We start from the raw sequence: 21,054 nt of genomic DNA, 5'->3' as shown, positions 1-21,054 counted from the left end.
TCCGCTCACCGCATCGCGCCGGGCGCCACGACCGGGCGTCGGCGGCGGGCGCGAACCGCTCGCGACCCGGCGCGAGCGAGGCGGGGGCATGAGCGTGCAACCCGACGAGATCGGCACGCACTTCTCCGAGCCCGCGCCGCTACGTCCGGCGCCGCCCGCCGGACAGGCCGAGCCCGCGGCCGTGCCGCTGATGAACATCGCGAACGTGCTCACCATGGCGCGGATCGCGATCGTTCCGCTGTTCGTGGCCGCGCTGTTCGCGGGCGACGGCCACGAGACGAGTTGGCGGATCACCGCCGCGGCCCTGTTCGGCCTCGCCGCCATCACCGATCGATTCGACGGGCAACTCGCCCGCAAATACGGTCTGGTCACCGACTTCGGCAAACTCGCCGACCCCATCGCCGACAAGGCGCTGATCGGGTCGGCGCTGATCGGTCTCTCGGTACTCGGCGACCTCGCGTGGTGGATCACGCTGGTGATCTGCGGACGCGAGATCGCCATCACCCTGCTGCGGCTGGCCGTGGTCAGGCGCGGCGTCATCCCGGCCGGTCGCGGCGGGAAACTGAAGACCCTGGTGCAATCGGTGGCGATCGCGGTCCTGCTGCTCCCACTCACCGGTGCCGCCGCCACCGCGGGCATGGTGCTCATGTACGTGGCGGTGCTGCTCACCGTGGTCACCGGACTCGACTACGTCGGGCAGGCGGCCAGGGTGTGGTTCGCGGGCGGGTCACGGGCGCGCGGGCGATGACCGATCCGCTGGTCGAGGCGGCGCCCGCCGCCGAACTGGTGGCCGCGCTCGCGGCCGAGGGACAGACGGTGTCGACCGCCGAATCGCTCACCGCGGGTCTGGTGTCGGCCACGATCGCCGGGGTGCCGGGCGCCAGCGCCGTGCTGCGCGGCGGGCTCGTCGTCTACGCCACCGATCTGAAGCACGACCTCGCGGGCGTGAGCGCGGAACTGCTGCGCACCCGAGGACCGGTCGCTGCGGGCACCGCCGAAGCGCTCGCGGTCGGCGCACGCAGCCGGTGCGGGAGCGACTGGGGGATCGGCGTGACCGGCGTCGCCGGGCCCGATACGCAGGACGGGCACCCGGTCGGCACCGTCTTCCTCGGGCTGTCCGGGCCGCGGCATACCGAGGTGATGCGGTTGCGCCTGTCGGGGGACAGGTGGACCATCAGACTCACCGCGACCACGATCGCGGTGCGGGAACTGCTGCGGTGCGTCCAGGGCTGATGGTTCCGGACGGGAACCAACCGGCCATCCGCCGTCGTTGTGCCATGAAACAACGGTGCACGCTCGGCGTTCGGTCGCCGCGCGTCTACCCGGTCGACGCTGAGCGAAGGAGAAGAACATGACGCTGCTGCGAGAGGCGATCGGGGACAGTCTGCGGCGGGCGCGTCTGGCCCAGCATCGGACCCTGCGCGAGGTCTCCACGTCGGCGCGGGTGAGCCTCGGCTACCTGTCGGAGGTGGAACGTGGCCGCAAGGAGGCGTCGAGCGAACTGCTCGCCGCCATCTGCGCCGCGCTCGACGTGCCGTTGTCGCGCGTGCTGTGGGATGTGAGCACGCTCATGGCCGGCGCCGACGCACCACCGGTGAGCGAACAGGTCGACGTGCCCGAGCGGGAGACCGTGCCCGCGGAATCCGCGGCGGGGCCTGCGGCCGAACCGGCGGCCGAACCACCTGCCGAACCCGATCCGGCGCACGCGAGCGCGAGTATGACCAGGATCGTCATCCCCGCGCCGAAGTCGGACATGCTGGTGCTGGTCAAGAGCAACTGACGCTCTTGTCCTGCGCGAGGGTCACCGATGCTGTCGTCCTGCTCGAGGGGTGCTGAAGCTCTTGTCCCGATCGGGGGCACCGGTGCTCTCGGCCTGTTCGAGGCTGCTGACGCTCCGCCTGCCGCGGGCAACGCTGCGGTCCGATGCGAAAAGCGGATAGATTCTCTAGTAGGGGTCGCGCGGACCGGGATCGTCCGGTCCGGGCGCCGCATGGTGGAGGATAGGCACACAGCCGGCGCGTGACGGTCGCGCACCGGAGCCGCGCGAAGCGGTGCATCAGATGGAGGCGGGATCAATCGATGGCTAATCCGTTCGTCAAGGCCTGGAAGTACATGATGGCCCTCTTCGATTCCAAGATCGAGGAGCACGCGGATCCGAAGGTTCAGATTCAGCAGGCTATCGAGGAAGCCCAGCGCCAGCATCAGGCCCTGTCGCAGCAGGCCGCGTCGGTCATCGGCAACCAGCGCCAGCTGGAGATGAAGCTGAATCGACAGCTCGACGAGGTCGAGAAACTCAACGCCAACGCGCGTCAGGCGGTGCTGCTGGCCGATCAGGCCGCGGCGGCGGGCGACACCGAGAAGGCGATCCAGTACACCAACGCGGCCGAGGCGTTCGCGGCGCAGCTGGTGACGGCCGAGCAGTCGGTCGAGGACCTGAAGGTGCTGCACGACCAGTCGCTGCAGGCCGCCGCGCAGGCCAAGAAGGCGGTCGAACAGAACGCCATGCTGCTGCAGCAGAAGGTCGCCGAGCGCACCAAGCTGCTCAGCCAGCTCGAGCAGGCCAAGATGCAGGAGCAGGTCTCGGCCTCCTTGCAGCAGATGGACTCCACCCTGTCCGCGCCGGGCACCACCCCGAGCCTGGACGCGGTGCGCGAGAAGATCGAGCGTCGCTACGCCAACGCGCTCGGCGCCGCCGAATTGGCGCAGAACTCGGTGCAGGGCCGGATGATGGAGGTCCAGCAGGCCAGCATCCAGATGGCGGGCCACAGCAAACTGGAGCAGATCCGCGCCTCCATGCGCGGCGACGCGCTGCCCGCGGGCGGTGCGGCGGGGCAGTCGGCGATCAATCCCACGCAGCCGCAAGCCAATCCGGCGCAGCCGCAGATGAACAAGGGGCAGGCCGCTCAGCAGTAGCGGCCCGGAGATGGAGGACGGTTCGGTGAACAGGGTGCGGTGCGTATACGCGCGCACCGGCGCGCCGTCCGTCCGGTCTCGCCGCGCTCGCGGCCGTGTCGCGAAAAATCGGTCATGATGGAACCGAGTGAGGTGCGGTCATGATCGAGCGAATTCCGAGCGGTGCGCGTTCGGCGGGTTTGAGCGGGGTGTGCGGATGAGTCGGCGAACAACACCGGGGACTCCCGTGCCGTATCCGGATCCGCTCGGCGCGAGCGGTGGCATTCCGAGCGGCGGTATGGAGACCTTGCGCGATGTCGGCGAACACGCGCTCGGCGCGGTACGGCGCTGGGCCGATCCGCGCGAACGTGAACTGCGCAGGCGCCGCCGGGCGCGCCGCCGCAGTTTCCAGCTCGGCACCGTCTCCGGGCTGACCACCGCCGGAGCCGTTGGGCTCGTGGTGATCTCGGCGCCCGCCTGGGCGGTGGTGATACTCGGCGGCGGCGCGGTCGCGCTGGTCACCGGCACCGCGCTCAGCGCGAGACGCTATCTGCGCCTGCGCGGTAAACCGTTGCCGCAGGCCGCTTTCGTGCCGCGGCGACAGCCGCCGATGCGGTCGATCGCCCGCGCCCCCGTCGCCCGTCTGGTGCGCGCGGAACGGGTGTTGCACGGTCTGGTCACCCATCTCGGCGCCTCGAACCGGCTCCCGCGTGACGAACTCGCCGAAATGATCGAGACCGCGAATTCCGGTGCGGCGGCGCTGCACGCGCTGGCCGCCGACGTGGTCCAGATGGAACGCGCGACAAGTGTTGTCGGCCAGGGTAATTCTCCCGCGGCCGAGGCCATCGCGGGCAATATGCGTTTCGCTATGGACCGTTTGCACGCGGGCATCGGGGAATACGAGCAATTGGTCACCGCGGCGAGCAATATTCTCGCGGTTCCCGAGCAGACCGTGGTCGCGTATCGGTTCGAGGGGATCGTCGCCGATCTACGCCATGCCGCCGATCGTCTCGACGGGTGGGCTCAAGCCCTCGCCGAGATCGCCGATCGGCCCGTCATCAGCACCGTCGAGCCGCCCGGCTTCTCGAACTGAGTCGCTGCGCGCGTGCCGGTTCGGGGCGTGGCGAAATTTCGCGGCGGCACTCGGCGATCGCTCGAAAGCCTGTGCGCTTGGTATCCCAGCGCCTTGGAAAGTGCTCGTAGTAGCACTCGATAACGCTGTGCTCGAACAATGGGTGACGCCTGAGCAAATTTCAGGCAGAGCGGCGATAGAGACGTAATTGCCGCCCGTCGTTGATACCGGTCCGCGTATCTCCGACGCGTCGTAAGCGGTGCTCCGGAATGGGAGGGGGCGAATCCGCATCGCGGAAAGCGATGGCAGCGTGCGGATGTCGCGTAAGTGCCGTCGGCGAGCGCTCACTCGGGTCGGGCAAGGCGTGGTGTGTCGGTCACGGCGCGCCGGTGGCGGTGTGTCGAACGATCACGCGGGGCCGCCGGTACTGCCACCGGCGCAGGGTAATAGGTGTGCGTAGTGCAGCGGCGGGGTCGTGCGGGGGAGAATCGCCGCGCGCGGACCGGTCGGATTTCGTGTCGACCGGGTCTCGCGGTATCGCCCCGCACACCGTGCCGCGGTGTGCTGCGGATCTCTCACAAGGATTCCTGAAGTAGTCGAAACAGTGCTGAATCAACGACTCGACGGACGAAGACCATGACCGCCGATCAACATCCTGGCAGTTCCAACGGTTTTGGAGCACTGGTTTCCGAGAATTGATCGAATTCGGTGTCCGACAAGGTCTCGAAGGGGTCGGCATATCGCTGGTGAACGTACCGCTACCGTTCGGTAACCGCCCGTGGGGGTCGGTCAAGGGCCTTTGACCGTCGCGCGGTGTCGGCCACGGGTCGGGGACAACCCTGATTTGTACCCGGATATCGCGGCTGAGCTGCTGATTTCCGGGGACGGCACTGTCAGCATGGGAGAGGTCGGGTCGCCGGAGGGCGATTCGCCGCGGACTTCAGGAGGATCACATGCTGTGGAAGATCATCGGTGTCGTCGTACTGGTGTGGATCGTGCTCGCCGTCGTCGGCGCGCTCATCAAAGGGTTGTTCCCGATCCTGATGATCAGCGCCGTCATCTTCGGCCTGTATCTGCTCTACAAGGCGGTCTCGGGGTCGAACAACTCCAGTGTCGGCAAGCTGTGACGTCGAATTCCGCCGGGCGCCAACGGATGTCGGCGCGCTGCGGGAGATGGCCCGTCCGGTCCGCCCGACCTGCTTGAATGAGCGTCGTGGAGCAGTTACCCGAGGATTGGCAGCGCGGCCTTGTCATCGTCGCGCACCCCGACGACATCGAATACGGTGCGGCCGCCGCGGTCGCGCGCTGGACGCGCATGGGCAAGGACATCCGCTACGTCCTGGTCACCAGCGGTGAGGCCGGGATCGCGGGCATGCCGCCCGCGCAGGCGGGTCCGCTGCGGGAGGCCGAGGAGATCGCCTCGGCCGCCGTGGTCGGCGTGACCGAGGTGGAATTCCTCGGCCATCCCGACGGGCGGGTGCGCGAGGATCTGGACCTGCGCCGCGATCTCGCGGCCGCGATCCGCCGCCATCGCCCGGAAATGGTGCTGCTGTTCAACTTCGGCGACACCTGGGCGCCCGGCTTCGTCAACAGCGCCGACCACCGCGCGGTCGGGCGTGCGGGCCTCGACGCCGTCTCCGACGCGGGCAACGAGTGGATCTTTCCCGAACTGGCCGAACTGGAACCGTGGTCGGCGCGCTACGCCGCGGTCGCGGGCCCCGCCGCCACCCACGCGGTGGATGTGGCCGACACGGTCGAAGCGGCCGTCGCGTCCCTCGCCGAGCACCGGCGCTACCTCGAGGCGCTGAGCGACGAACCGGTGGAATCGCAGGTGCGCGCGATCATCGACATGACCACCGGCCCCAAGCCGGGTTTCCCCGCCGAACGCGCTGTCGGTTTCGAGCTGTACCACTTCGGAGGCTGAGCGCGGCCCCCGCGCGGTGCGTCGTGACCACGGCGGCGCGAGCCCGACGGGCCGCACGGGATCGCTCGTGCCGTGTGGCAGGGTGGGCGAATGCGTGTAGCCGTTGTCGCCGGGCCCGATCCCGGCCATGCGTTTCCGGCGTTGGCGCTGTGTGAGCGATTCGCGGCCGCCGGGGACGAACCCGTGCTGTTCACCGGACCGCGATGGTTCGACGCCGCGAAACAGGCCGGTATCGCGGTGCGGCGGCTCAAGGGCCTGGCGCCGCGTGCGGAGGACGACGACGCCGACGCGGGTCGCCGTATCCACGAACGCGCCGCCTACATCTCCACCGAGATCCTGCCGGATCTGAGCGCCATGCTCCCGGAGCTCGTGGTCTCGGATGTGCTCACCGCGGGCGGCGGCATGGCGGCCGAACGGCTCGGGGTGCCGTGGGTCGAATTGTCCCCGCATCCGCTGTATCTGCCCTCGAAGGCGCTGCCGCCCATCGGGAGCGGGCTCGCCGCGGGGGAGGGGGTGCGCGGCCGGATCCGCGACAGCGTGCTGCGCGCCATGACGGCCCGCGCCATTCGCAGCGGGCAACAGCAACGGGAGCAGGCCAGGCAGGGCGTCGGCCTGCCCGCCGTCGATCCGGGCCCGATCCTGCGCCTGATCGCGACCCTGCCCGCACTCGAGGTGCCGCGCCCGGACTGGCCCGACACCGCCCACCTGGTCGGTCCGCTGCTGTGGGAGCCGACGGACCGGATTCTCGCGCCGCCGCCAGGGGACGGACCGCTGGTCATGGTCGCCCCCTCGACCGCGCACACCGGTGTGGCGGGCATGGTCGAGACGGTGCTCGAAGCCATGGACGGGCTCGGCGTGCGGGTCGCGATCTCCATGCTCGACACCCCGCCCTTGGAGCTGCCGTCGTGGGCCACCGCGGGACTCGGTCGACAGGACGAGTTGCTCACCCACACGGCCGTCACCGTCGGCGGCGGCGGTCACGGCCTGCTGGCGAAATCACTGCTGGCCGCGGTGCCGGTAGTCACCGTTCCCGGTGGCGGCGACCAGTGGGAGCTGGCCAATCGCGCCGCCCGCCAAGGCGGTTCGCTGCTGGTCCGACCGCTGTCGGCGGACGCCGTGCGCGACGCGGTGCGCCGGATACTCGACCATCCGCGTTTCACCGCGGCCGCGGAGGAGGCGTCGATGAGCGCCGCGGAGGTCCGCGACCCGGTGGAACTGTGCCACGACGCGCTCACCATGACCGGTCCGCGATAGAGCAGGACGGCGCCGCACGCCCACAGCACTCGCAGGCATGACAGCGTGCGAGTACACGGCAGCGCTCGCGAGTGGCAGTGCACGTGGCGTGACAGCGCGCGCGGGGCGCTCGGGCGCGGTGGGACACGCGAACGCGGCTGCGCTCGTCGGTGTGGCAGGGCACGTGGGTGTGGCAGTGCACGCGAGTATCTTGAATACGGTGCGGTTGACTGAGTTCCAGGAACTGTTGCATACCGAGTTCGGGGTGGCGCGCGGCGACGCCCTGCTGAGCGATCACGTGATCCTCTCGTTGGGGGGTCGTACCGGGGCCGATGCGATCGAGGCAGGCACCGATCCGCGGGATGTGTGGCGGGCGCTGTGCGCCGAGTTCGACGTGCCGAGGGTGCGCTGGTGACGGGTGCCGAGCAGGACGTCGCGCCGCCGGATCGTTTCGACGAACGGCAGTGGATGATCCCGGTCGATCCCGAGGTGTTGGCCGCGCGGTTCGCCGCCGCCCGGCCCGAGGACTTCGTCGGCCATCGCCAGACCGGCATCGATGCCATGCTGCTCGGCCGGTACGAAGACGCGCTTGATCACCTGGACCGGGCGCTGGAACTCGCCGACACCGACGGCCGTCGCCTCACGGTCTGGATCAATCTCGGCGATGTCTACCAGTATCGGGGCGAGTTCGCCACCGCGACCCTGCTGTATCGCCGGGCGGTGGACGCGGCGCGCGCCGTCGCGCCCGACGCGCTGTCCTTCGCCGTCCAGCATCTGGGCAAGGCGCTGGCCGAACAGGGCGATCCGGACGCGGCGCGCGAGACGCTGGGGGAAGCGCTGCGGCTGCGGGTCGCCGAGGGTGACCCCGAGTTGATCGAGTCGACGCGGACGGCACTGGAAACCATCGAACAGTCGCCGATCCCGCTGCCGCCCGCGGTCACGGCCCTGCTCGGCGCCGCACCGGTCTGTTCGGATCGGCACGAGGGGATGAGCGGCGGCGTGGTCTCGGTCGGCGGCGCCTACTGGATGAAGCGGGGTCCGGGCGCCGCCGCGGAGTACGACCGGCTGCGCTGGCTGGCCGAACACGGTGTGCGGGTGCCGGAGATCGCGGTCTTCGAAGGGGATGTGCTTGTCCTGGTCGACGCGGGCGCGCGGAGTCTGGCGACGGTGGCGGACGACGGCGTGTCGGTCGGCGCGGCGCTCGGTGCGGCGGCCCGGCGGCTGCACGACCTGCCGATCGCGCGGTGCCCGTTCGACGGAGGTCTCGACGCGAGTCTCGCGCGGGCGCGCAGACGGGTGCTCGAAGGTCTGGTCGACACCGCCGACTTCGACGAGGAGAACGCCGGGCGCGCACCGGAGGAGATGCTGCGCCGACTTCTCGACACCCGACCGGAGGAATCCGATTTCGTGGTCACCCACGGTGACCTGACGCCCGCGAATGTGCTCGAGGGCGGCATCGTGCTCGATGTGGGCGGGCTCGGGGTGGCCGATCGCTACCGGGATCTGGCCCTGGCCGAACGCGATCTGCGCGGTGGCGGTGGCGGTGGCGAGCGGGCGGTGGCGGCCTTCTTCGAGGCGTACGGCCCGATCGACCCCGATCACGAGCGGTCGGCCTACTACCGACTGTTGGACGAACTGTTCTGAGTGCGCCGGTTCTGTGCGCCCGACTGTTTGAGCTTGCTGCCCGATGGGGCGCCTCTCGCCGGGGTTCTCGGTCGAATCGCACGGAATCACGCGGGTCCGGACGGTGGTCGTGACCGGGGCGAATGTGCGGGACGCGCAAATGTCCGACTTCGGTCCGGGCGCGTCGCTTGACTCGAACACCTGTTCGTTTAAGCTTGGCGCCGGAACTTGTCGGTGCCGCCCTCTACCGTGGGCGCCAACCAGAGAACGAGCTTCACCCGGCGGAAAAGGGGATCAAGGACATGGCACCACAGGCGTACGACCGTGACAAGGCGCTCGAACTGGCGCTGGCCCAGGTCGAGAAGAGCTTCGGCAAGGGCGCCGTGATGCGCCTCGGCGAGGAAGCCCGCCAGCCCATCTCGGTGATCCCGACCGGTTCCATCGCCCTTGACGTCGCACTCGGCATCGGCGGCCTGCCGCGCGGGCGCATCGTGGAGATCTACGGCCCGGAATCCTCGGGTAAGACCACCGTCGCCCTGCACGCGGTCGCCAACGCGCAGGCCGCGGGCGGTGTCGCCGCCTTCATCGACGCCGAGCACGCCCTCGATCCCGATTACGCGCGCAAACTCGGCGTCGACACCGACGCGCTGCTCGTCTCCCAGCCCGATACCGGTGAGCAGGCCCTCGAGATCGCGGACATGCTCGTGCGCTCCGGCGCCATCGACATCATCGTCATCGACTCCGTCGCCGCGCTCGTGCCGCGCGCCGAGATCGAGGGCGAGATGGGCGACAGCCACGTCGGCCTCCAGGCCCGCCTGATGAGTCAGGCGCTGCGCAAGATGACCAGCGCCCTCAACAACTCCGGCACCACCGCCATCTTCATCAACCAGCTGCGCGAGAAGATCGGCGTCATGTTCGGCTCCCCGGAGACCACCACCGGCGGTAAGGCGCTGAAGTTCTACGCCTCGGTGCGCTTGGACGTGCGCCGCATCGAAACCCTCAAGGACGGCACCGACGCGGTGGGCAACCGCACCCGCGTGAAGGTCGTGAAGAACAAGGTGTCCCCGCCGTTCAAGCAGGCCGAATTCGACATCCTCTACGGCCACGGCATCTCCAAGGAGGGTTCGCTCATCGATATGGGCGTCGAGCACGGCTTCATCCGCAAGTCCGGCTCCTGGTACACCTACGAGGGCGATCAGCTCGGTCAGGGCAAGGAGAACGCCCGCAAATTCCTGCTCGACAACACCGATGTCCGCGACGAGATCGAGAAGAAGATCAAGGAGAAGCTCGGTATCGGCGCCGATGTCACCGCCGACGCCGCCGAGGCTCCCGCGGACTTCTGAGTCGGCCCGGCATGAGCACGGCGTCCTCGCGCCCCGATGTGGGCACCGACCCGGTTTCGGACATGCGGCGGCGTCTGACCGAACTCGGCGTCGATATTCCCGCCCCCGCCCCGCCCGCGCGGCGCGGGGGAACCAGGCCGGTCCGGTCGGTCGAAGGTGGTTCGGCCGATACGGACTTCCCCGGTACCCGGTCGAGCGCGCCCGATCCGCTGCGGGCGCGCTCGGCCGGGGCCACACCGCGGGCGCGCGGTGCGCACGGTCGCAGGCGGCGGGAGGAATCCGCCCGCGAATTCGATGACGTCCCCTCGGCCGCAGGCAACGGCCTGATCGATGACGGCCCGACCGACGATGGCTCGTCCGGCGACGGCTTGTCCGGCGTTGTTCCGGCCGACGGAGATACGACAGGTCGAGGGGTGGATCCGGTGGCGGCCGGATCCGGGCGCGGTGCCGAGCGCACCCCGCGGGGCGGGACGGTCGAGCAGGCCAAGGAAGCAGGTCTGCGCCTGCTCGCCGTCCGCGCCCGCAGCCGCGCCGAACTAGGCGGACGGCTGATCGCGAAGGGGTTCACGGCGGAGGTCGCCGATCGCGCGCTCGGCCATCTCGCCGAGGTCGGACTCATCGATGACGCGGCCTTCGCCGAACAGTGGGTGCACTCCCGCCACACCTACTCCGGCAAGGGCAGGCAGGCACTCGCCCGCGAACTGCGCGACAAGGGGGTCGCCCAGTCCGACGCCGCCCCCGCCCTCGCCGCCATCACCGCCGAGGACGAGACGGCGCGCGCCACCGACCTCGTGCGCCGCAAACTCCGCACCATGCCCCGCGATCTGGATCGCGACAAGGCGATGCGCCGCTTGGTCGGTATGCTCGCGCGACGCGGCTACGGTCAGAGCGTCGCGTTCACTGTGGTGAAAGCCGAACTGGCACAAGCTGATCTGGATAACTTCGAAGGCGAGCCTGCTGATCACAGCCTGGATTGATGCGATTCACAGCTGTACCAAGGTGTTCGACTCGGGCGGCGGCTCAGTGTTCGCCGTAGAGCTTTTCGCCCGCGCGCCAGCGTTTCTCCAGGTCGGCCAGGATCTCGCCGATCGCGTCGAGGTTCAGGTCGGTCAGGCGCTTGAAGCGGATGCAGGACTTACCGCAGGACACCTTGCCGAGCCGGTCGGCGTGGATTTCTGGGACGTATCGTCCGTCGATGACGGCCGAGATGTAGAGCGACACATAGTTCTTGCGCGGCGCGAGCGAGACCACCGGCCATTCCGAGGGCTGCTTCATGCTCTTGGACTTGTACGGCAGCAGTCCGTACCCGAGCAGCGGCGCGCCGCCCGATTCGACCAGCACCGGCGCGAAACCCGGTGCACTGGTACGGATCACGGAGTGCAGCAGGCGCAATTCCTCGGCCCTCCGGCCGTCGACGCCCGCCAGGTATTCCTCGATGTCGGTGGGATCGGGAGCGGTCATTTCTTGGTGAGATCCATTCCGGGCGCGGCGTCGGCGATCACCGAGTCGGGGGCGAGTACGGCGCCGCCCTTGGTGCGCCGCCGGGTGCGCAACCGTCGTTCCACCACGGTCGCGACATAGGACAGCGTGCTGTTGAGGATGATCATGATGATCGCGACCACGATCAGCGCGGGGATGATGTTCTGCTCCGCGGCGCCGAGTTGCTGGCCCTGACGGACGATTTCGCCGTAGGTGATCTGGTAGCCGAGCGCCGTGTCCTTCAGCGCGACGACCATCTGCGAGATCAGCGCGGGCAGCATGGCGGTGATCGCCTGCGGCAGCAGGATCAGGCGCATCAACTGGTTCTTGCGCAGGCCGAGCGCGACGGCGGCCTCGGTCTGCCCCTTGGGCAGCGACCGGATGCCCGCCCGCACGATCTCGGCGATGACCGAACCGTTGTAGACGGTCAACGCCACCACCACCGCGGCCAGCGCCAGGTCGTCGGATTTGAAGATCTTGTATTCGGAGAACAACGCGAACAGGAAGATCATCAGGATCAGCACCGGGATGGCCCTGGCGAATTCGACGACCGCGCCCGCGACCAGCCGCACCCAGCGATGATCCGACAATCGCAGGATGCCGAAGATCATGCCGATGATCAGTGCGAACACGATGGACAGCGCCGCGGCGACGAGGGTGCCGCGCAGACCGGGCAGCAGATAGGTCTCCCAGACGTCGCCGTCGATGAACGGCTTCCATTTCTCGGCGGTGAGCTGCCCCTGGTCCGACAGTGTGCGGTACAGGAAGAACCCGGCGACCACGGCGGCCACGACCACCACCGCCGAGTACACGTGGTTGCGCAGGCGCGCGCGCGGACCCGGCGCGTCGAAGAGTACGGACGCGCCCGCGCTCATCGGGCCACCTCGAATCGTTTGGCGAGCCAGCCGAACAGCAGGCCGGTCGGGAGGGTCAGGCAGACGAAGCCGAGCGCGAAGATGGCGCCGATGGCGATGATCGCGGCCTCGTTCTCGGTCATCTCGGCCATCAGGTACGCGGCCTCGGCGACACCGATGGCGGCGGCGATGGTGGAGTTCTTGGTCAATGCGATCAGTACGCTGCCCAGCGGCGCGATCACGGAGCGGAAGGCTTGCGGAAGCACGATGTAGCGCAGGTTCTGGCTGAAACTCAGCCCGAGCGAACGCCCGGCCTCCGATTGGCCGAGCGCCACCGTGTTGATGCCCGACCGCAGCGATTCGCAGACGAAGGCGCCGGTGTAGACGCTGAGTCCGACGACCGCCCAGCGGAAGTTGTTGTCGGCGATGGACTCACCGGCGAGTTTCCAGCCCAGCGTGAGATACAGACCGAGCGAGCAGAACAGGATGATCAGCGTCAGCGGCGTATTCCGGAATATCGTCACGTAGGCGGTGCCGAGCGCACGCGCCACCGGGACGGGGGAGACCCGCATCGCGGCGACGAGGGTGCCCAGGATCAGGGCGCCGATCGCGGAGAGGACCGTCAGTTTGATGGTCACCCAGAACGCTTCGAGAATCCTGGTGTCGTACTCGGAGATCAGGTCGAACACGGTGGGCGCATCCCTCCGATCGGTGTGGACGGGCTAATCGGTGGCCGAATGCCCGCGGGTGGTCCGGAGGTTTCCCGGACCACCCGCGGGCGGAGTGCTCAGTAGCGGTTCACCGCGGGCGGCTGCGGCGCCGGGTAGCCGGAGCTGCCGACCGTGGAGGCGAACGCCTTCGACCAGGAGCCGTCCTTGATCATCTCCTCGATCGCGTCGTTGATCTTGCCGCGCGTCTCGGTGTCGCCCTTCTTCAGGCCGATGCCGTAGTTCTCGGTGGTGAACGGCTTGCCGACGACCTTCAACTGGCCGGGCGACTGCGCCGCGAAGCCCGCGAGGATGATGTCGTCGGTGGTCACGGCGTCCACCGAGCCGTTGCGCAGCGCTTCCACGCACAGCGAGTAGGTGTCGAACTCTTGCAGCTGGACGTCCTTGGCGTACTTCTCCTTGACGTTCTGCGCGGGGGTCGAGCCCTTCACCGAGCACAGCTTCTTGTTGCCGGTCAGCGATTCGACGCCGGTGATCTCGGTGTTGTCGGATTTCACCAGCAGCGACTGGCCCGCCACGTAGTAGGGGCCCGCGAAGTCGACCTTCTCCTTGCGCTTGTCGGTGATCGAGTAGGTGGCGACGATGAAGTCGACCTGCCCGTTCTCGATCAGCGTCTCGCGCTGCGCCGACGGCGACTCCTTGAAGGTGATGTTGTCCGGCTTGACACCCAGCTTCTCGGCGACGTACTTGGCGACCTCGACGTCGAAACCGCTGTACGAGCCGTCCTTGGTGCGCAGGCCGAGTCCGGGCTGATCGAATTTGATGCCGACGGTGAGCTTGCCGTCCTTGGCGCTGTCGAGGGCGGAGCCTTCGTCGCCGCCACCGCAGGCGGTGACGGTGAGCGCCAGGGCAAGCGCCGCGACGCCGTAACGCAGTGCACGAGAGATCCTCATCGAGTTCCTAACTCCTCTAATGGTTTTCGTTGCCGTGTTCCGGTGCGGTCGGGGTTCAGTGGCTCAGGATCTTGCCCAGGAAGTCCCTGGCGCGTTCGGATTTCGGCGCGGTGAAGAAGGCGTCGGGTGCGGTGTCCTCGACGATCTGACCATCGGCCATGAACAGCACCCGATTGCCCGCGCGCCGCGCGAAGCCCATCTCGTGGGTGACCACGAGCATGGTCATGCCCTCCTTCGCGAGGGCGACCATGACGTCGAGCACTTCGTTGACCATCTCCGGGTCCAGCGCCGAGGTCGGTTCATCGAACAGCATGACCTTCGGGTTCATGGCGAGCGCGCGGGCGATGGCCACGCGCTGCTGCTGCCCGCCGGAGAGCTGGGCGGGGTACTTGTCGGCCTGATTCGCGATGCCGACGCGTTCGAGCAGTTCCATGGCGCGGGTGCGGGCGGTGGCCTTGTCGACCTTGCGGACCTTCAGCGGCGCGAGCATGACGTTGTCGACGATGCTCTTGTGCGCGAACAGGTTGAAGGACTGGAACACCATGCCGACCTCGGCGCGCAACGCGGCCAACGCCTTTCCCTCGGCGGGCAGCGGGACGCCGTCGATGGCGATGTCGCCGGAGTCGATGGGTTCGAGTCGGTTGATGGTGCGGCACAGCGTCGACTTGCCGGAACCGGAGGGGCCGACCACGATCACCACCTGACCGCGCGGCACCTCGAGATTGATGTCGCGCAGCACGTGCAGATCACCGAAGTGCTTGTCCACCTTGCGCATCGAGATCATCGGCGGTCCCTCGGCGGACGCGGGGGCGGCCTGCCCGGCGGGTGTCGCGGTGGCGTCCGCTGTGGCGCTCTCGCTGAGCGGGGCGGCCCCGGTCGGGTCGGGCGCGGCGTCGGCGTCGGTCATGGTCACTGACCTTAAGCGGAAAACGCGGTTTTGCCCCGCTTTCTGTGACACGCCGCATCGCCACGCCGACTCGTCATGCGGACGTAACCTGCTGGTACCTCCTCCGAATTCCGTCGCCGCACGGCACGGCATCCGGTCTGCACGGGCAGAGCCTGCGCCGATGCCCGCGTCGGGCCGAATTCGGACGCCCGTACCCTGGACGGGTGGATTCGATCGGACAGACCGCGCTGCGTCCCGCCCCCCTCCCCGCGCTGCGTCCCGCCCTCCTCCCGCCCGAGGGGGATGCGCGCTCCTACGAGGTCCGCACCTTCGGTTGCCAGATGAACGTGCACGATTCCGAACGCTTGTCCGGCCTGCTCGAGGATGCGGGTTATGTGAAGGCCGCGCCCGGCGCGACGGCCGATCTCGTCGTGTTCAACACCTGCGCGGTCCGGGAGAACGCCGACAACAAGCTGTACGGCACCCTCGGCCATCTCGCCCCGATCAAAGCCGGTCGCCCCGGTATGCAGATCGCGGTCGGCGGATGTCTGGCGCAGAAGGACCGCGAGGTCGTGGTGCGCAAGGCGCCGTGGGTGGACGTGGTGTTCGGCACTCACAACATCGGTTCGCTGCCGGTGCTGTTGGAGCGGGCCCGCCACAATGCCGAGGCCCAGGTCGAGATCCTCGAATCGCTGGAAGCGTTCCCGTCCACGCTGCCCGCCAAGCGCGAATCCGCCTACGCGGGCTGGGTGTCGATCTCGGTGGGCTGCAACAACACCTGCACCTTCTGCATCGTGCCCGCGCTGCGCGGCAAGGAGGTGGACCGTCGCCCCGGCGACGTGCTCGCCGAGGTCGGCGCCCTGGTGGCACAGGGTGTGCTCGAGGTGACCCTGCTCGGGCAGAACGTCAATTCCTACGGCGTGAACTTCGTCGACCCCACCGAGGAGCGCGACCGCAGCGCCTTCGCGAAACTGCTGCGGGCCTGCGGCGAGATCGAAGGACTCGAACGGGTCCGCTTCACCTCGCCGCATCCGGCCGAATTCACCGACGACGTGATCGAGGCCATGGCGCAGACCCCGGTCATCTGCCCGCAACTGCACATGCCGCTGCAATCCGGCTCCGACCGGGTGCTCAAGGCCATGCGGCGCTCCTACCGCAAGCAGCGCTACCTGGGCATCATCGAGAAGGTCCGCGCCGCCATGCCGCACGCGGCCATTACCACCGACATCATCGTCGGCTTCCCCGGTGAGACCGAGGAGGATTTCCAGGAGACCCTCGACGTGGTGCGTCGCGCCCGCTTCACCAGCGCCTACACCTTCCAGTACTCCAAACGCCCCGGCACGCCCGCCGCCGATATGCCCGACCAGCTGCCCAAGGCGGTGGTCCAGGAGCGGTACGACCGGCTCATCGCCCTGCAGGAACAGATCTCCCTGGAAGCCAATCGCGCGCTCGTTGGCACCGAGGTCGAACTGCTCGTAGCCGATGGCGCGGGCAAGAAGAACGCGGCCACCGCGCGCATGAGCGGACGCGCCCGCGACGGTCGTCTCGTGCACTTCCGCCCCACCGAGACCGCCGCCCCCATCCGTCCCGGCGACATCGTGACCGTGGACATCACCGGCGCTGCGCCGCATCACCTCATCGCGGACGCGTCCGTCAAGACCCACAGACGGACCGCGGCGGGCGACGCCCACGAGCGCGGCGTCACCCCCAAGACCGAACCCATCGGCGTCGGCCTCGGCCTGCCGCGGATCGGCGCTCCCGCACCCGAGCCGGTCTCGGTGTCGGGCTGCGCCACCGGGTGCCCCAGCTAGAACGGACTACTGCGGGAGGTCGTGTGAACGGCGACGGCGCGGATTCAGGTGAACCGGATCGGTACGCGGACCACGCACGTCGAGGTCCCGAGGGGACAGGTACGCCGCCCGCGGCGGGTGACGGTGCTACTACCGAACGTAGTGGGTCGGCTGCGGCGCGGGCCGGGCGGGATGGCAGAGTGGACGTGTCCGGTGCGGTCGGCGATTCGGGTGAAGGAGGCGATGGCGCGGTGAGTGCGGGCGAGAACGGTGCGGTCGGGAAGGGCGCCGCCGGGAGCGGTGCGGTCGGGAACACCGACGGCGCGAACGGCGACGTTGCCTTCGAGCAGTTCCGAGGCGATATCGACGCCGTCGAACGCCGGATCGCGGGCGAGATCGATCCGGGCGTGCGCGCCATGGTGGTCGCGATCGGAGTCTTCGTGCTCCTGGTGTCGCTGGTGCTTCCGCACGCGGGTACCGCGCGCGGATTCGACGTGCTGCTGAACACCGACGCCGCCCGTATCGAACACATCGGCCTGCCCTCGCGCGTGTTCGTGTGGTTCGTGGTGACCTTCGGCATCGGGTTCTCGCTGCTGGCGCTGATGACCCGCCGGTGGGTGCTGGCCTGGATCGCGGTGGCGGGTTCGGCGATCGCGAGCGTCTTCGGCGTGCTCTCGATCTGGCACCGCCAGACCCCCGGCCTCGGCAATTACCAGGGCGCGGGCCCCGGCATCGGCCTGATCATCGGCGCCATCGCCATCGTCGTCCTCACCTTCCACTGGGTCCGCGTGGTGTGGAGCCGCACCATCGTGCACCTGGAAGCCGAGGAGCAACGCCGCATCGCCGCCGCACTCGCCGAACAGGACGATCGCCGCCGCCTCACCGGCGAATGACTACCTCGTGAAAGCCGAGCGAATCCCTGCGGTCGGTGAGTCGGTGACTTCGTTGTCCGAGCCGTTCAGCGGTTGCTGACCGCTCCTTCGGCGGCCTCGGCCCATTCACGCCACTGTTTGGCCTGCTCGAGCGCTTTTTCGGCGTCGCGTGCCTTACCGGCGGCTTGTGCCTTGGCGGCCTGTTCCTCGAACTGGGCGACCTTCTCGCGGAACTGGGCCGCGCGGGCCATGGCCTCGGGGTCGGAGCGGCGCCACTGGTCGTCGACGGCGTCGCGGACCCGCTTCTCGATGGTGCGCAACTTGCTCTCGAGTTCCTGGATGCGGTCGCGGGGGACCTTGCCGATGGCGTCCCAGCGGTCCTGGAGTTCGCGCAGGGCGGAGCGGGCGGTGTCGAGGCCGTTGGCCGGGTCGAGGTGTTCGTAGGCGTGTAGGAGCTCTTCCTTGGCGACGGCGTTGTGCTCGAATTCCGCGTCGCGTTCGGAGGCCGCGGCGTTGCGGGCGGCGAAGAACACGTCCTGGGCGCTCTTGAAGCGCCGCCACAGCGCCTCGTCGGCCTCGCGGGGCGCGCGGCCCGCGGCCTTCCACTCGGTGAGCAGGTCGCGGAAGATCGATGCCGTGCCCGCCCAGTCGGTGGAGCCCGACAGTTCTTCGGCGCGCACGCACAGTTCTTCCTTGCGCGTCTTGGCGGCCGCGCGTTCGCGGTCGAGTTCGGCGAAGTGCGCGCCGCGGCGGCGGTTGAAGGCCTCACGCGCCTTGGAGTAGCGCTTCCACAGCGCGTCGTCGACCTTGCGGTCCACGCCGCGGATGGACTTCCACTCGTCCAGGATCTCGCGCAGCCGATCGCCCGCGGCCTTCCACTGGGTGGATTCGGCGGCGATCTTCTCGGCCTCGAGGCACAGCGTTTCCTTGCGCTCGGTGTGCTCGTGTCTGGCGCGGTCCTTCTCCTCCTTGGCGTGCGCGGCCGCTTCCTCGGAGTGTTCGGTGATGGCCTGCAGGCGCCGGGCCAGGCCGTCGACGTCGCCGATCACGGCGGCGGTCGGCAGGGTTTCGGCCAGGGCGAGGGCGGCGGTCCTGGTCTTGCGGGCGTCGGCGCCCGCCGCGAGCCTGGCCTCGAGCAGCGCGACCTCGGTGGCCAGATCGTCGAAGCGGCGACCGAAGTGCGCGAGTCCCTCGGCGGCGGCACCGGCCTGCCACGAGCCGACCTCGCGTTCGCCGTCGGCGGTCTTCACCCACGCGGTGCCGTCCTCGTCGACGCGGCCCCAGACGCTGGGGTCGGTGACGGTCGGCACCACCACCGGGTGGGGGTGCTGCTGGGCGGGGCCCGGCGCCGGTTTGACCGCGTGCGGCTTCGGGTGGGGGGTCGAGCCGCCGGGTTTCGGGGCGCCGGACGGTCGCGGTGCACTGCCGGGGGTGGCCTTCGCGGTTCCGTTGCTGTCGCTCATTGCTCTCCGTCCCTGCCGCGCGTCACGGCTGCCTGGTTACGCCCTAGCTCATCCCATTGAACCCGGTCCGAGCCCTCGGGACGATCGATCCATGCCTCCAGCACGGCCCTCGCGGAGTTGTCAACCCGTGATGACCTGCGTGGTCGCACCTCGACACTATCAATCTCGGCCCGAATTGACGCAGAGACACTCGAAGCGGTCCACCGTGGTCGCCGGGACCTGCGCCTGCGCCGCTGTCGTAGGCAACGGCTACCGTTACGTGGTGTTCTCCATAGCGGCCCTGGTCCCGTCGCCGCCGATCCTCGTTCCCGAACTCGGCGGCGCCGTCGCGCGCGCGGATCGCGACGATCCCGCCGCACCGCTGCGTGCGGCGGTGCGGCGGGCGGTCGAGTCGGTGGCGGCGGTCGCGAGTCGCTGGACGGTGCTCGGGGCGGGGGCCGGGCAGCGATTCGTCGGTCCCGACGCGGTCGGCACGTTCGGCGGCTTCGGTGTCGACGTGCGGGTCGCGCTGTCCGAGTCGGCCGCCGCCGACCCCGACCCCGAGCTTCCGCTGCCGGTGCTGATCGCCGGCTGGTTGCGCGGGCTGGTCGCCCCCGAGGCAACCGTCGAGGCGCGCCTGCTCGCCGCGGACGCTCCGGCGGGAGACTGCGCGGCGGCCGGTGCGGCGCTGCGTCGCGAACTCGACGCCGCCGCCGAACCGCATGCGGTACTCGTCGTGGCCGATGGCGCGACGACGCTGACATCGAAGTCGCCGGGCTACCTGGACGAGCGGTCGGCCGACCGGCAGCGGGCGCTCGACGACGCGCTGAGCGCGGGCGACCGCGACGAGCTGCGCGCGTTGGACGCCGGACTGTGCGCCGAGCTGGGAATAGCGGGTCGGTCTGCATACCAGGCGCTCGCGGGTGTCTTCGCCGCCGACGCGACCGATCCCCGTGTCGAAACCCTGTACAGGGAAGCGCCTTTCGGTGTCGGATATCACGTGAGCGTATGGCGGCCGGGAGGTGTCTCGTGACCGGGGCGCGTACGCGAGGCCACATCGCCGAACGCGCGGGTGAGTCGGGGCGAAGGGGGAGCGCGTGACGATCACCCCGATCGCCGTCGTCGGCCCCACCGCCACCGGCAAATCCGATCTCGGACTCGAGCTGGCCGAACGGCTCGGTGGCGAGATCGTCAATATCGATGCGATGCAGTTGTACCGGGGCATGGATATCGGCACCGCGAAGCTGCCGACCGAAGAGCGCAGGGGGATCGCGCACCACCAGCTCGATACCCTCGAGGTCACCGAATACGCGACTGTCGCGGCCTATCAGAGCGCCGCGCGCGCGGATGTCGAGGACATCGCGGCACGCGGTCGGGTGCCGGTGATCGTCGGCGGCTCGATGATGTATGTCCAAGCGCTGCTGGACGATTGGGATTTCCCTGCGACCGATCCCGAGGTCCGGGCGCGCTGGGAGGACCTGCTGGCGCGCGCGGGGGTCGCGGCCGTGCACGAGGCGCTGCTGCGCGCCGATCCGGTGGCGGCGCGCACCATCCTGCCCACCGACGGCCGCCGCATGGTGCGCGCGCTCGAGGTGGTCGAACTCACCGGCCGCCCGTTCGCGGCCTCCGCGCCGACCATCGGCGAACCGCGGTGGGGCGCTCGCATCATCGGCGTCGACCGTGACACCGAGGAACTGGACGCGCGCATCGAGACCCGCACCGCGCGCATGTTCGATCTCGGCCTGGTCGACGAGGTGCGCGCGTTGATCGACCGCGGCCTGCGCGAGGGGGTCACCGCGCGCCGCGCCATCGGATACGCGCAAGTCCTCGCGTATCTGGACAACGAATACGACCTGAACCACGCGCGGGAACGCACCCTGATCGGCACCCGCCGCTACGTGCGGCGCCAGCGGTCCTGGTTTCGCCGCGATCCCCGGGTGCGCTGGGTCGACGGCGCCGATCCCGACCTGGTCGCGACCGCGCTGGCCCTGCTCGACTCGACGGAACGGACCGCAAGGTGATC

General features: G+C 69.3%; 22 protein-coding genes. 16 read left to right on the top strand and 6 right to left on the bottom strand.

Features of this window, described 5'->3' with window-relative positions; translation table 11 throughout:
- Positions 1–88: 88 nt before the first annotated feature.
- The 12 genes from pgsA (at position 89) to recX (ending at position 11,064) form a co-directional block, all read left to right on the top strand.
- The gene (gene pgsA, locus IT779_RS02685; protein ID WP_196147485.1) at positions 89–748 is read left to right on the top strand and encodes a CDP-diacylglycerol--glycerol-3-phosphate 3-phosphatidyltransferase; all 660 of its coding nucleotides are present in this window, start codon (positions 89–91) and stop codon (positions 746–748) included.
- Complete coding sequence (locus IT779_RS02680) at positions 745–1,233, top strand: CinA family protein (RefSeq protein WP_196147484.1); 489 nt, start codon at positions 745–747, stop codon at positions 1,231–1,233. Before pgsA ends, IT779_RS02680 begins: the two co-directional genes overlap by 4 nt.
- 118 nt (positions 1,234–1,351) lie before the next feature.
- Entirely contained in the window at positions 1,352–1,780 is a 429-nt protein-coding gene (locus IT779_RS02675; protein ID WP_196147483.1) for a helix-turn-helix domain-containing protein, read from the top strand.
- Positions 1,781–2,079: 299 nt separating this feature from the next.
- A complete protein-coding gene (pspA, locus tag IT779_RS02670; RefSeq protein ID WP_196147482.1) occupies positions 2,080–2,913 on the top strand; it encodes a phage shock protein PspA in 834 nt (277 codons plus the stop codon).
- A 196-nt stretch (positions 2,914–3,109) separates the two neighbouring features.
- Positions 3,110–3,985 carry a phage shock envelope stress response protein PspM gene (pspM, locus tag IT779_RS02665; protein ID WP_232541352.1) on the top strand — a complete coding sequence of 292 codons (876 nt, stop codon included), beginning with the start codon at positions 3,110–3,112 and terminating at the stop codon, positions 3,983–3,985.
- 932 nt (positions 3,986–4,917) lie between these two features.
- The gene (locus IT779_RS02660; protein WP_196147481.1) at positions 4,918–5,091 is read left to right on the top strand and encodes a hypothetical protein; all 174 of its coding nucleotides are present in this window, start codon (positions 4,918–4,920) and stop codon (positions 5,089–5,091) included.
- Between the two features lie 86 nt (positions 5,092–5,177).
- Positions 5,178–5,888 (top strand): PIG-L deacetylase family protein, encoded by a 711-nt coding sequence (locus tag IT779_RS02655; RefSeq protein WP_196147783.1) that lies wholly within the window; start codon positions 5,178–5,180, stop codon positions 5,886–5,888.
- Positions 5,889–5,978: 90 nt separating this feature from the next.
- A complete protein-coding gene (locus tag IT779_RS02650; protein WP_196147480.1) occupies positions 5,979–7,142 on the top strand; it encodes a glycosyltransferase in 1,164 nt (387 codons plus the stop codon).
- 199 nt (positions 7,143–7,341) lie between these two features.
- The gene (locus IT779_RS37400) at positions 7,342–7,536 is read left to right on the top strand and encodes a DUF3046 domain-containing protein (RefSeq protein ID WP_196147479.1); all 195 of its coding nucleotides are present in this window, start codon (positions 7,342–7,344) and stop codon (positions 7,534–7,536) included.
- A complete protein-coding gene (locus IT779_RS02640) occupies positions 7,533–8,765 on the top strand; it encodes a phosphotransferase (RefSeq protein WP_332838618.1) in 1,233 nt (410 codons plus the stop codon). Before IT779_RS37400 ends, IT779_RS02640 begins: the two co-directional genes overlap by 4 nt.
- A 281-nt stretch (positions 8,766–9,046) precedes the next feature.
- On the top strand, positions 9,047–10,087 hold the full coding sequence (recA, locus tag IT779_RS02635; RefSeq protein ID WP_196147478.1) for a recombinase RecA: 1,041 nt from the start codon (positions 9,047–9,049) through the stop codon (positions 10,085–10,087).
- A gap of 422 nt (positions 10,088–10,509) precedes the next feature.
- On the top strand, positions 10,510–11,064 hold the full coding sequence (recX, locus tag IT779_RS37395; RefSeq protein ID WP_332838644.1) for a recombination regulator RecX: 555 nt from the start codon (positions 10,510–10,512) through the stop codon (positions 11,062–11,064).
- 43 nt (positions 11,065–11,107) lie between these two features.
- Here the strand turns inward: recX and IT779_RS02625 are convergent, their stop codons facing one another.
- From IT779_RS02625 to IT779_RS02605, 5 genes are all read right to left on the bottom strand, one after another.
- Complete coding sequence (locus tag IT779_RS02625; protein WP_196147477.1) at positions 11,108–11,548, bottom strand: DUF1801 domain-containing protein; 441 nt, start codon at positions 11,546–11,548, stop codon at positions 11,108–11,110.
- The gene (locus IT779_RS02620; RefSeq protein ID WP_196147476.1) at positions 11,545–12,441 is read right to left on the bottom strand and encodes an amino acid ABC transporter permease; all 897 of its coding nucleotides are present in this window, start codon (positions 12,439–12,441) and stop codon (positions 11,545–11,547) included. The genes IT779_RS02625 and IT779_RS02620 overlap by 4 nt, the downstream gene beginning before the upstream one ends.
- A complete protein-coding gene (locus IT779_RS02615; RefSeq protein ID WP_196147475.1) occupies positions 12,438–13,109 on the bottom strand; it encodes an amino acid ABC transporter permease in 672 nt (223 codons plus the stop codon). Before IT779_RS02615 ends, IT779_RS02620 begins: the two co-directional genes overlap by 4 nt.
- Positions 13,110–13,207: 98 nt before the next feature.
- The gene (locus IT779_RS02610) at positions 13,208–14,041 is read right to left on the bottom strand and encodes a glutamate ABC transporter substrate-binding protein (protein WP_196147474.1); all 834 of its coding nucleotides are present in this window, start codon (positions 14,039–14,041) and stop codon (positions 13,208–13,210) included.
- 55 nt (positions 14,042–14,096) lie between these two features.
- The gene (locus tag IT779_RS02605) at positions 14,097–14,825 is read right to left on the bottom strand and encodes an amino acid ABC transporter ATP-binding protein (RefSeq protein WP_196147780.1); all 729 of its coding nucleotides are present in this window, start codon (positions 14,823–14,825) and stop codon (positions 14,097–14,099) included.
- Between the two features lie 374 nt (positions 14,826–15,199).
- On the opposite strand from IT779_RS02605, the gene miaB reads away from it, so the two are divergent.
- Positions 15,200–16,738 carry a tRNA (N6-isopentenyl adenosine(37)-C2)-methylthiotransferase MiaB gene (miaB, locus tag IT779_RS02600; RefSeq protein WP_269781530.1) on the top strand — a complete coding sequence of 513 codons (1,539 nt, stop codon included), beginning with the start codon at positions 15,200–15,202 and terminating at the stop codon, positions 16,736–16,738.
- Positions 16,739–16,968: 230 nt separating this feature from the next.
- On the top strand, positions 16,969–17,610 hold the full coding sequence (locus IT779_RS02595; protein ID WP_456299683.1) for an Rv2732c family membrane protein: 642 nt from the start codon (positions 16,969–16,971) through the stop codon (positions 17,608–17,610).
- Positions 17,611–17,675: 65 nt separating this feature from the next.
- Here IT779_RS02595 and IT779_RS02590 read toward each other — a convergent pair whose 3' ends face one another.
- On the bottom strand, positions 17,676–19,052 hold the full coding sequence (locus tag IT779_RS02590) for a DUF349 domain-containing protein (RefSeq protein WP_196147473.1): 1,377 nt from the start codon (positions 19,050–19,052) through the stop codon (positions 17,676–17,678).
- A 205-nt stretch (positions 19,053–19,257) separates the two neighbouring features.
- Here IT779_RS02590 and IT779_RS02585 point away from each other — a divergent pair, with 205 nt between their 5' ends.
- Positions 19,258–20,064, top strand: a complete 807-nt coding sequence (locus tag IT779_RS02585; RefSeq protein ID WP_408637709.1) for a class III extradiol ring-cleavage dioxygenase family protein — start codon at positions 19,258–19,260, stop codon at positions 20,062–20,064.
- A 64-nt stretch (positions 20,065–20,128) separates the two neighbouring features.
- Positions 20,129–21,052 carry a tRNA (adenosine(37)-N6)-dimethylallyltransferase MiaA gene (miaA, locus tag IT779_RS02580; RefSeq protein WP_196147472.1) on the top strand — a complete coding sequence of 308 codons (924 nt, stop codon included), beginning with the start codon at positions 20,129–20,131 and terminating at the stop codon, positions 21,050–21,052.
- The last annotated feature ends 2 nt before the right edge of the window (positions 21,053–21,054 follow it).

Source organism: Nocardia bovistercoris, from assembly GCF_015674855.1.
Taxonomy (GTDB): Bacteria; Actinomycetota; Actinomycetes; order Mycobacteriales; family Mycobacteriaceae; genus Nocardia; species Nocardia bovistercoris.
The sequence above is the reverse complement of the archived record's forward strand: the minus strand, read 5'-3'. Positions and strand labels throughout refer to the sequence as shown.

Excerpts from the sequence above, each read along its gene's own strand:
- pgsA (WP_196147485.1), top strand. The coding sequence starts at position 89 with ATGAGCGTGCAACCCGACGAGATCGGCACGCACTTCTCCGAGCCCGCG.
- recA (WP_196147478.1), top strand. The coding sequence starts at position 9,047 with ATGGCACCACAGGCGTACGACCGTGACAAGGCGCTCGAACTGGCGCTG.
- IT779_RS02650 (WP_196147480.1), top strand. The coding sequence starts at position 5,979 with ATGCGTGTAGCCGTTGTCGCCGGGCCCGATCCCGGCCATGCGTTTCCG.
- pspM (WP_232541352.1), top strand. The coding sequence starts at position 3,110 with ATGAGTCGGCGAACAACACCGGGGACTCCCGTGCCGTATCCGGATCCG.
- IT779_RS02605 (WP_196147780.1), bottom strand. The coding sequence starts at position 14,825 with ATGATCTCGATGCGCAAGGTGGACAAGCACTTCGGTGATCTGCACGTG.
- IT779_RS02610 (WP_196147474.1), bottom strand. The coding sequence starts at position 14,041 with ATGAGGATCTCTCGTGCACTGCGTTACGGCGTCGCGGCGCTTGCCCTG.
- IT779_RS02625 (WP_196147477.1), bottom strand. The coding sequence starts at position 11,548 with ATGACCGCTCCCGATCCCACCGACATCGAGGAATACCTGGCGGGCGTC.
- IT779_RS02590 (WP_196147473.1), bottom strand. The coding sequence starts at position 19,052 with ATGAGCGACAGCAACGGAACCGCGAAGGCCACCCCCGGCAGTGCACCG.
- IT779_RS02660 (WP_196147481.1), top strand. The coding sequence starts at position 4,918 with ATGCTGTGGAAGATCATCGGTGTCGTCGTACTGGTGTGGATCGTGCTC.
- pspA (WP_196147482.1), top strand. The coding sequence starts at position 2,080 with ATGGCTAATCCGTTCGTCAAGGCCTGGAAGTACATGATGGCCCTCTTC.
- IT779_RS02620 (WP_196147476.1), bottom strand. The coding sequence starts at position 12,441 with ATGAGCGCGGGCGCGTCCGTACTCTTCGACGCGCCGGGTCCGCGCGCG.
- IT779_RS02675 (WP_196147483.1), top strand. The coding sequence starts at position 1,352 with ATGACGCTGCTGCGAGAGGCGATCGGGGACAGTCTGCGGCGGGCGCGT.
- IT779_RS02680 (WP_196147484.1), top strand. The coding sequence starts at position 745 with ATGACCGATCCGCTGGTCGAGGCGGCGCCCGCCGCCGAACTGGTGGCC.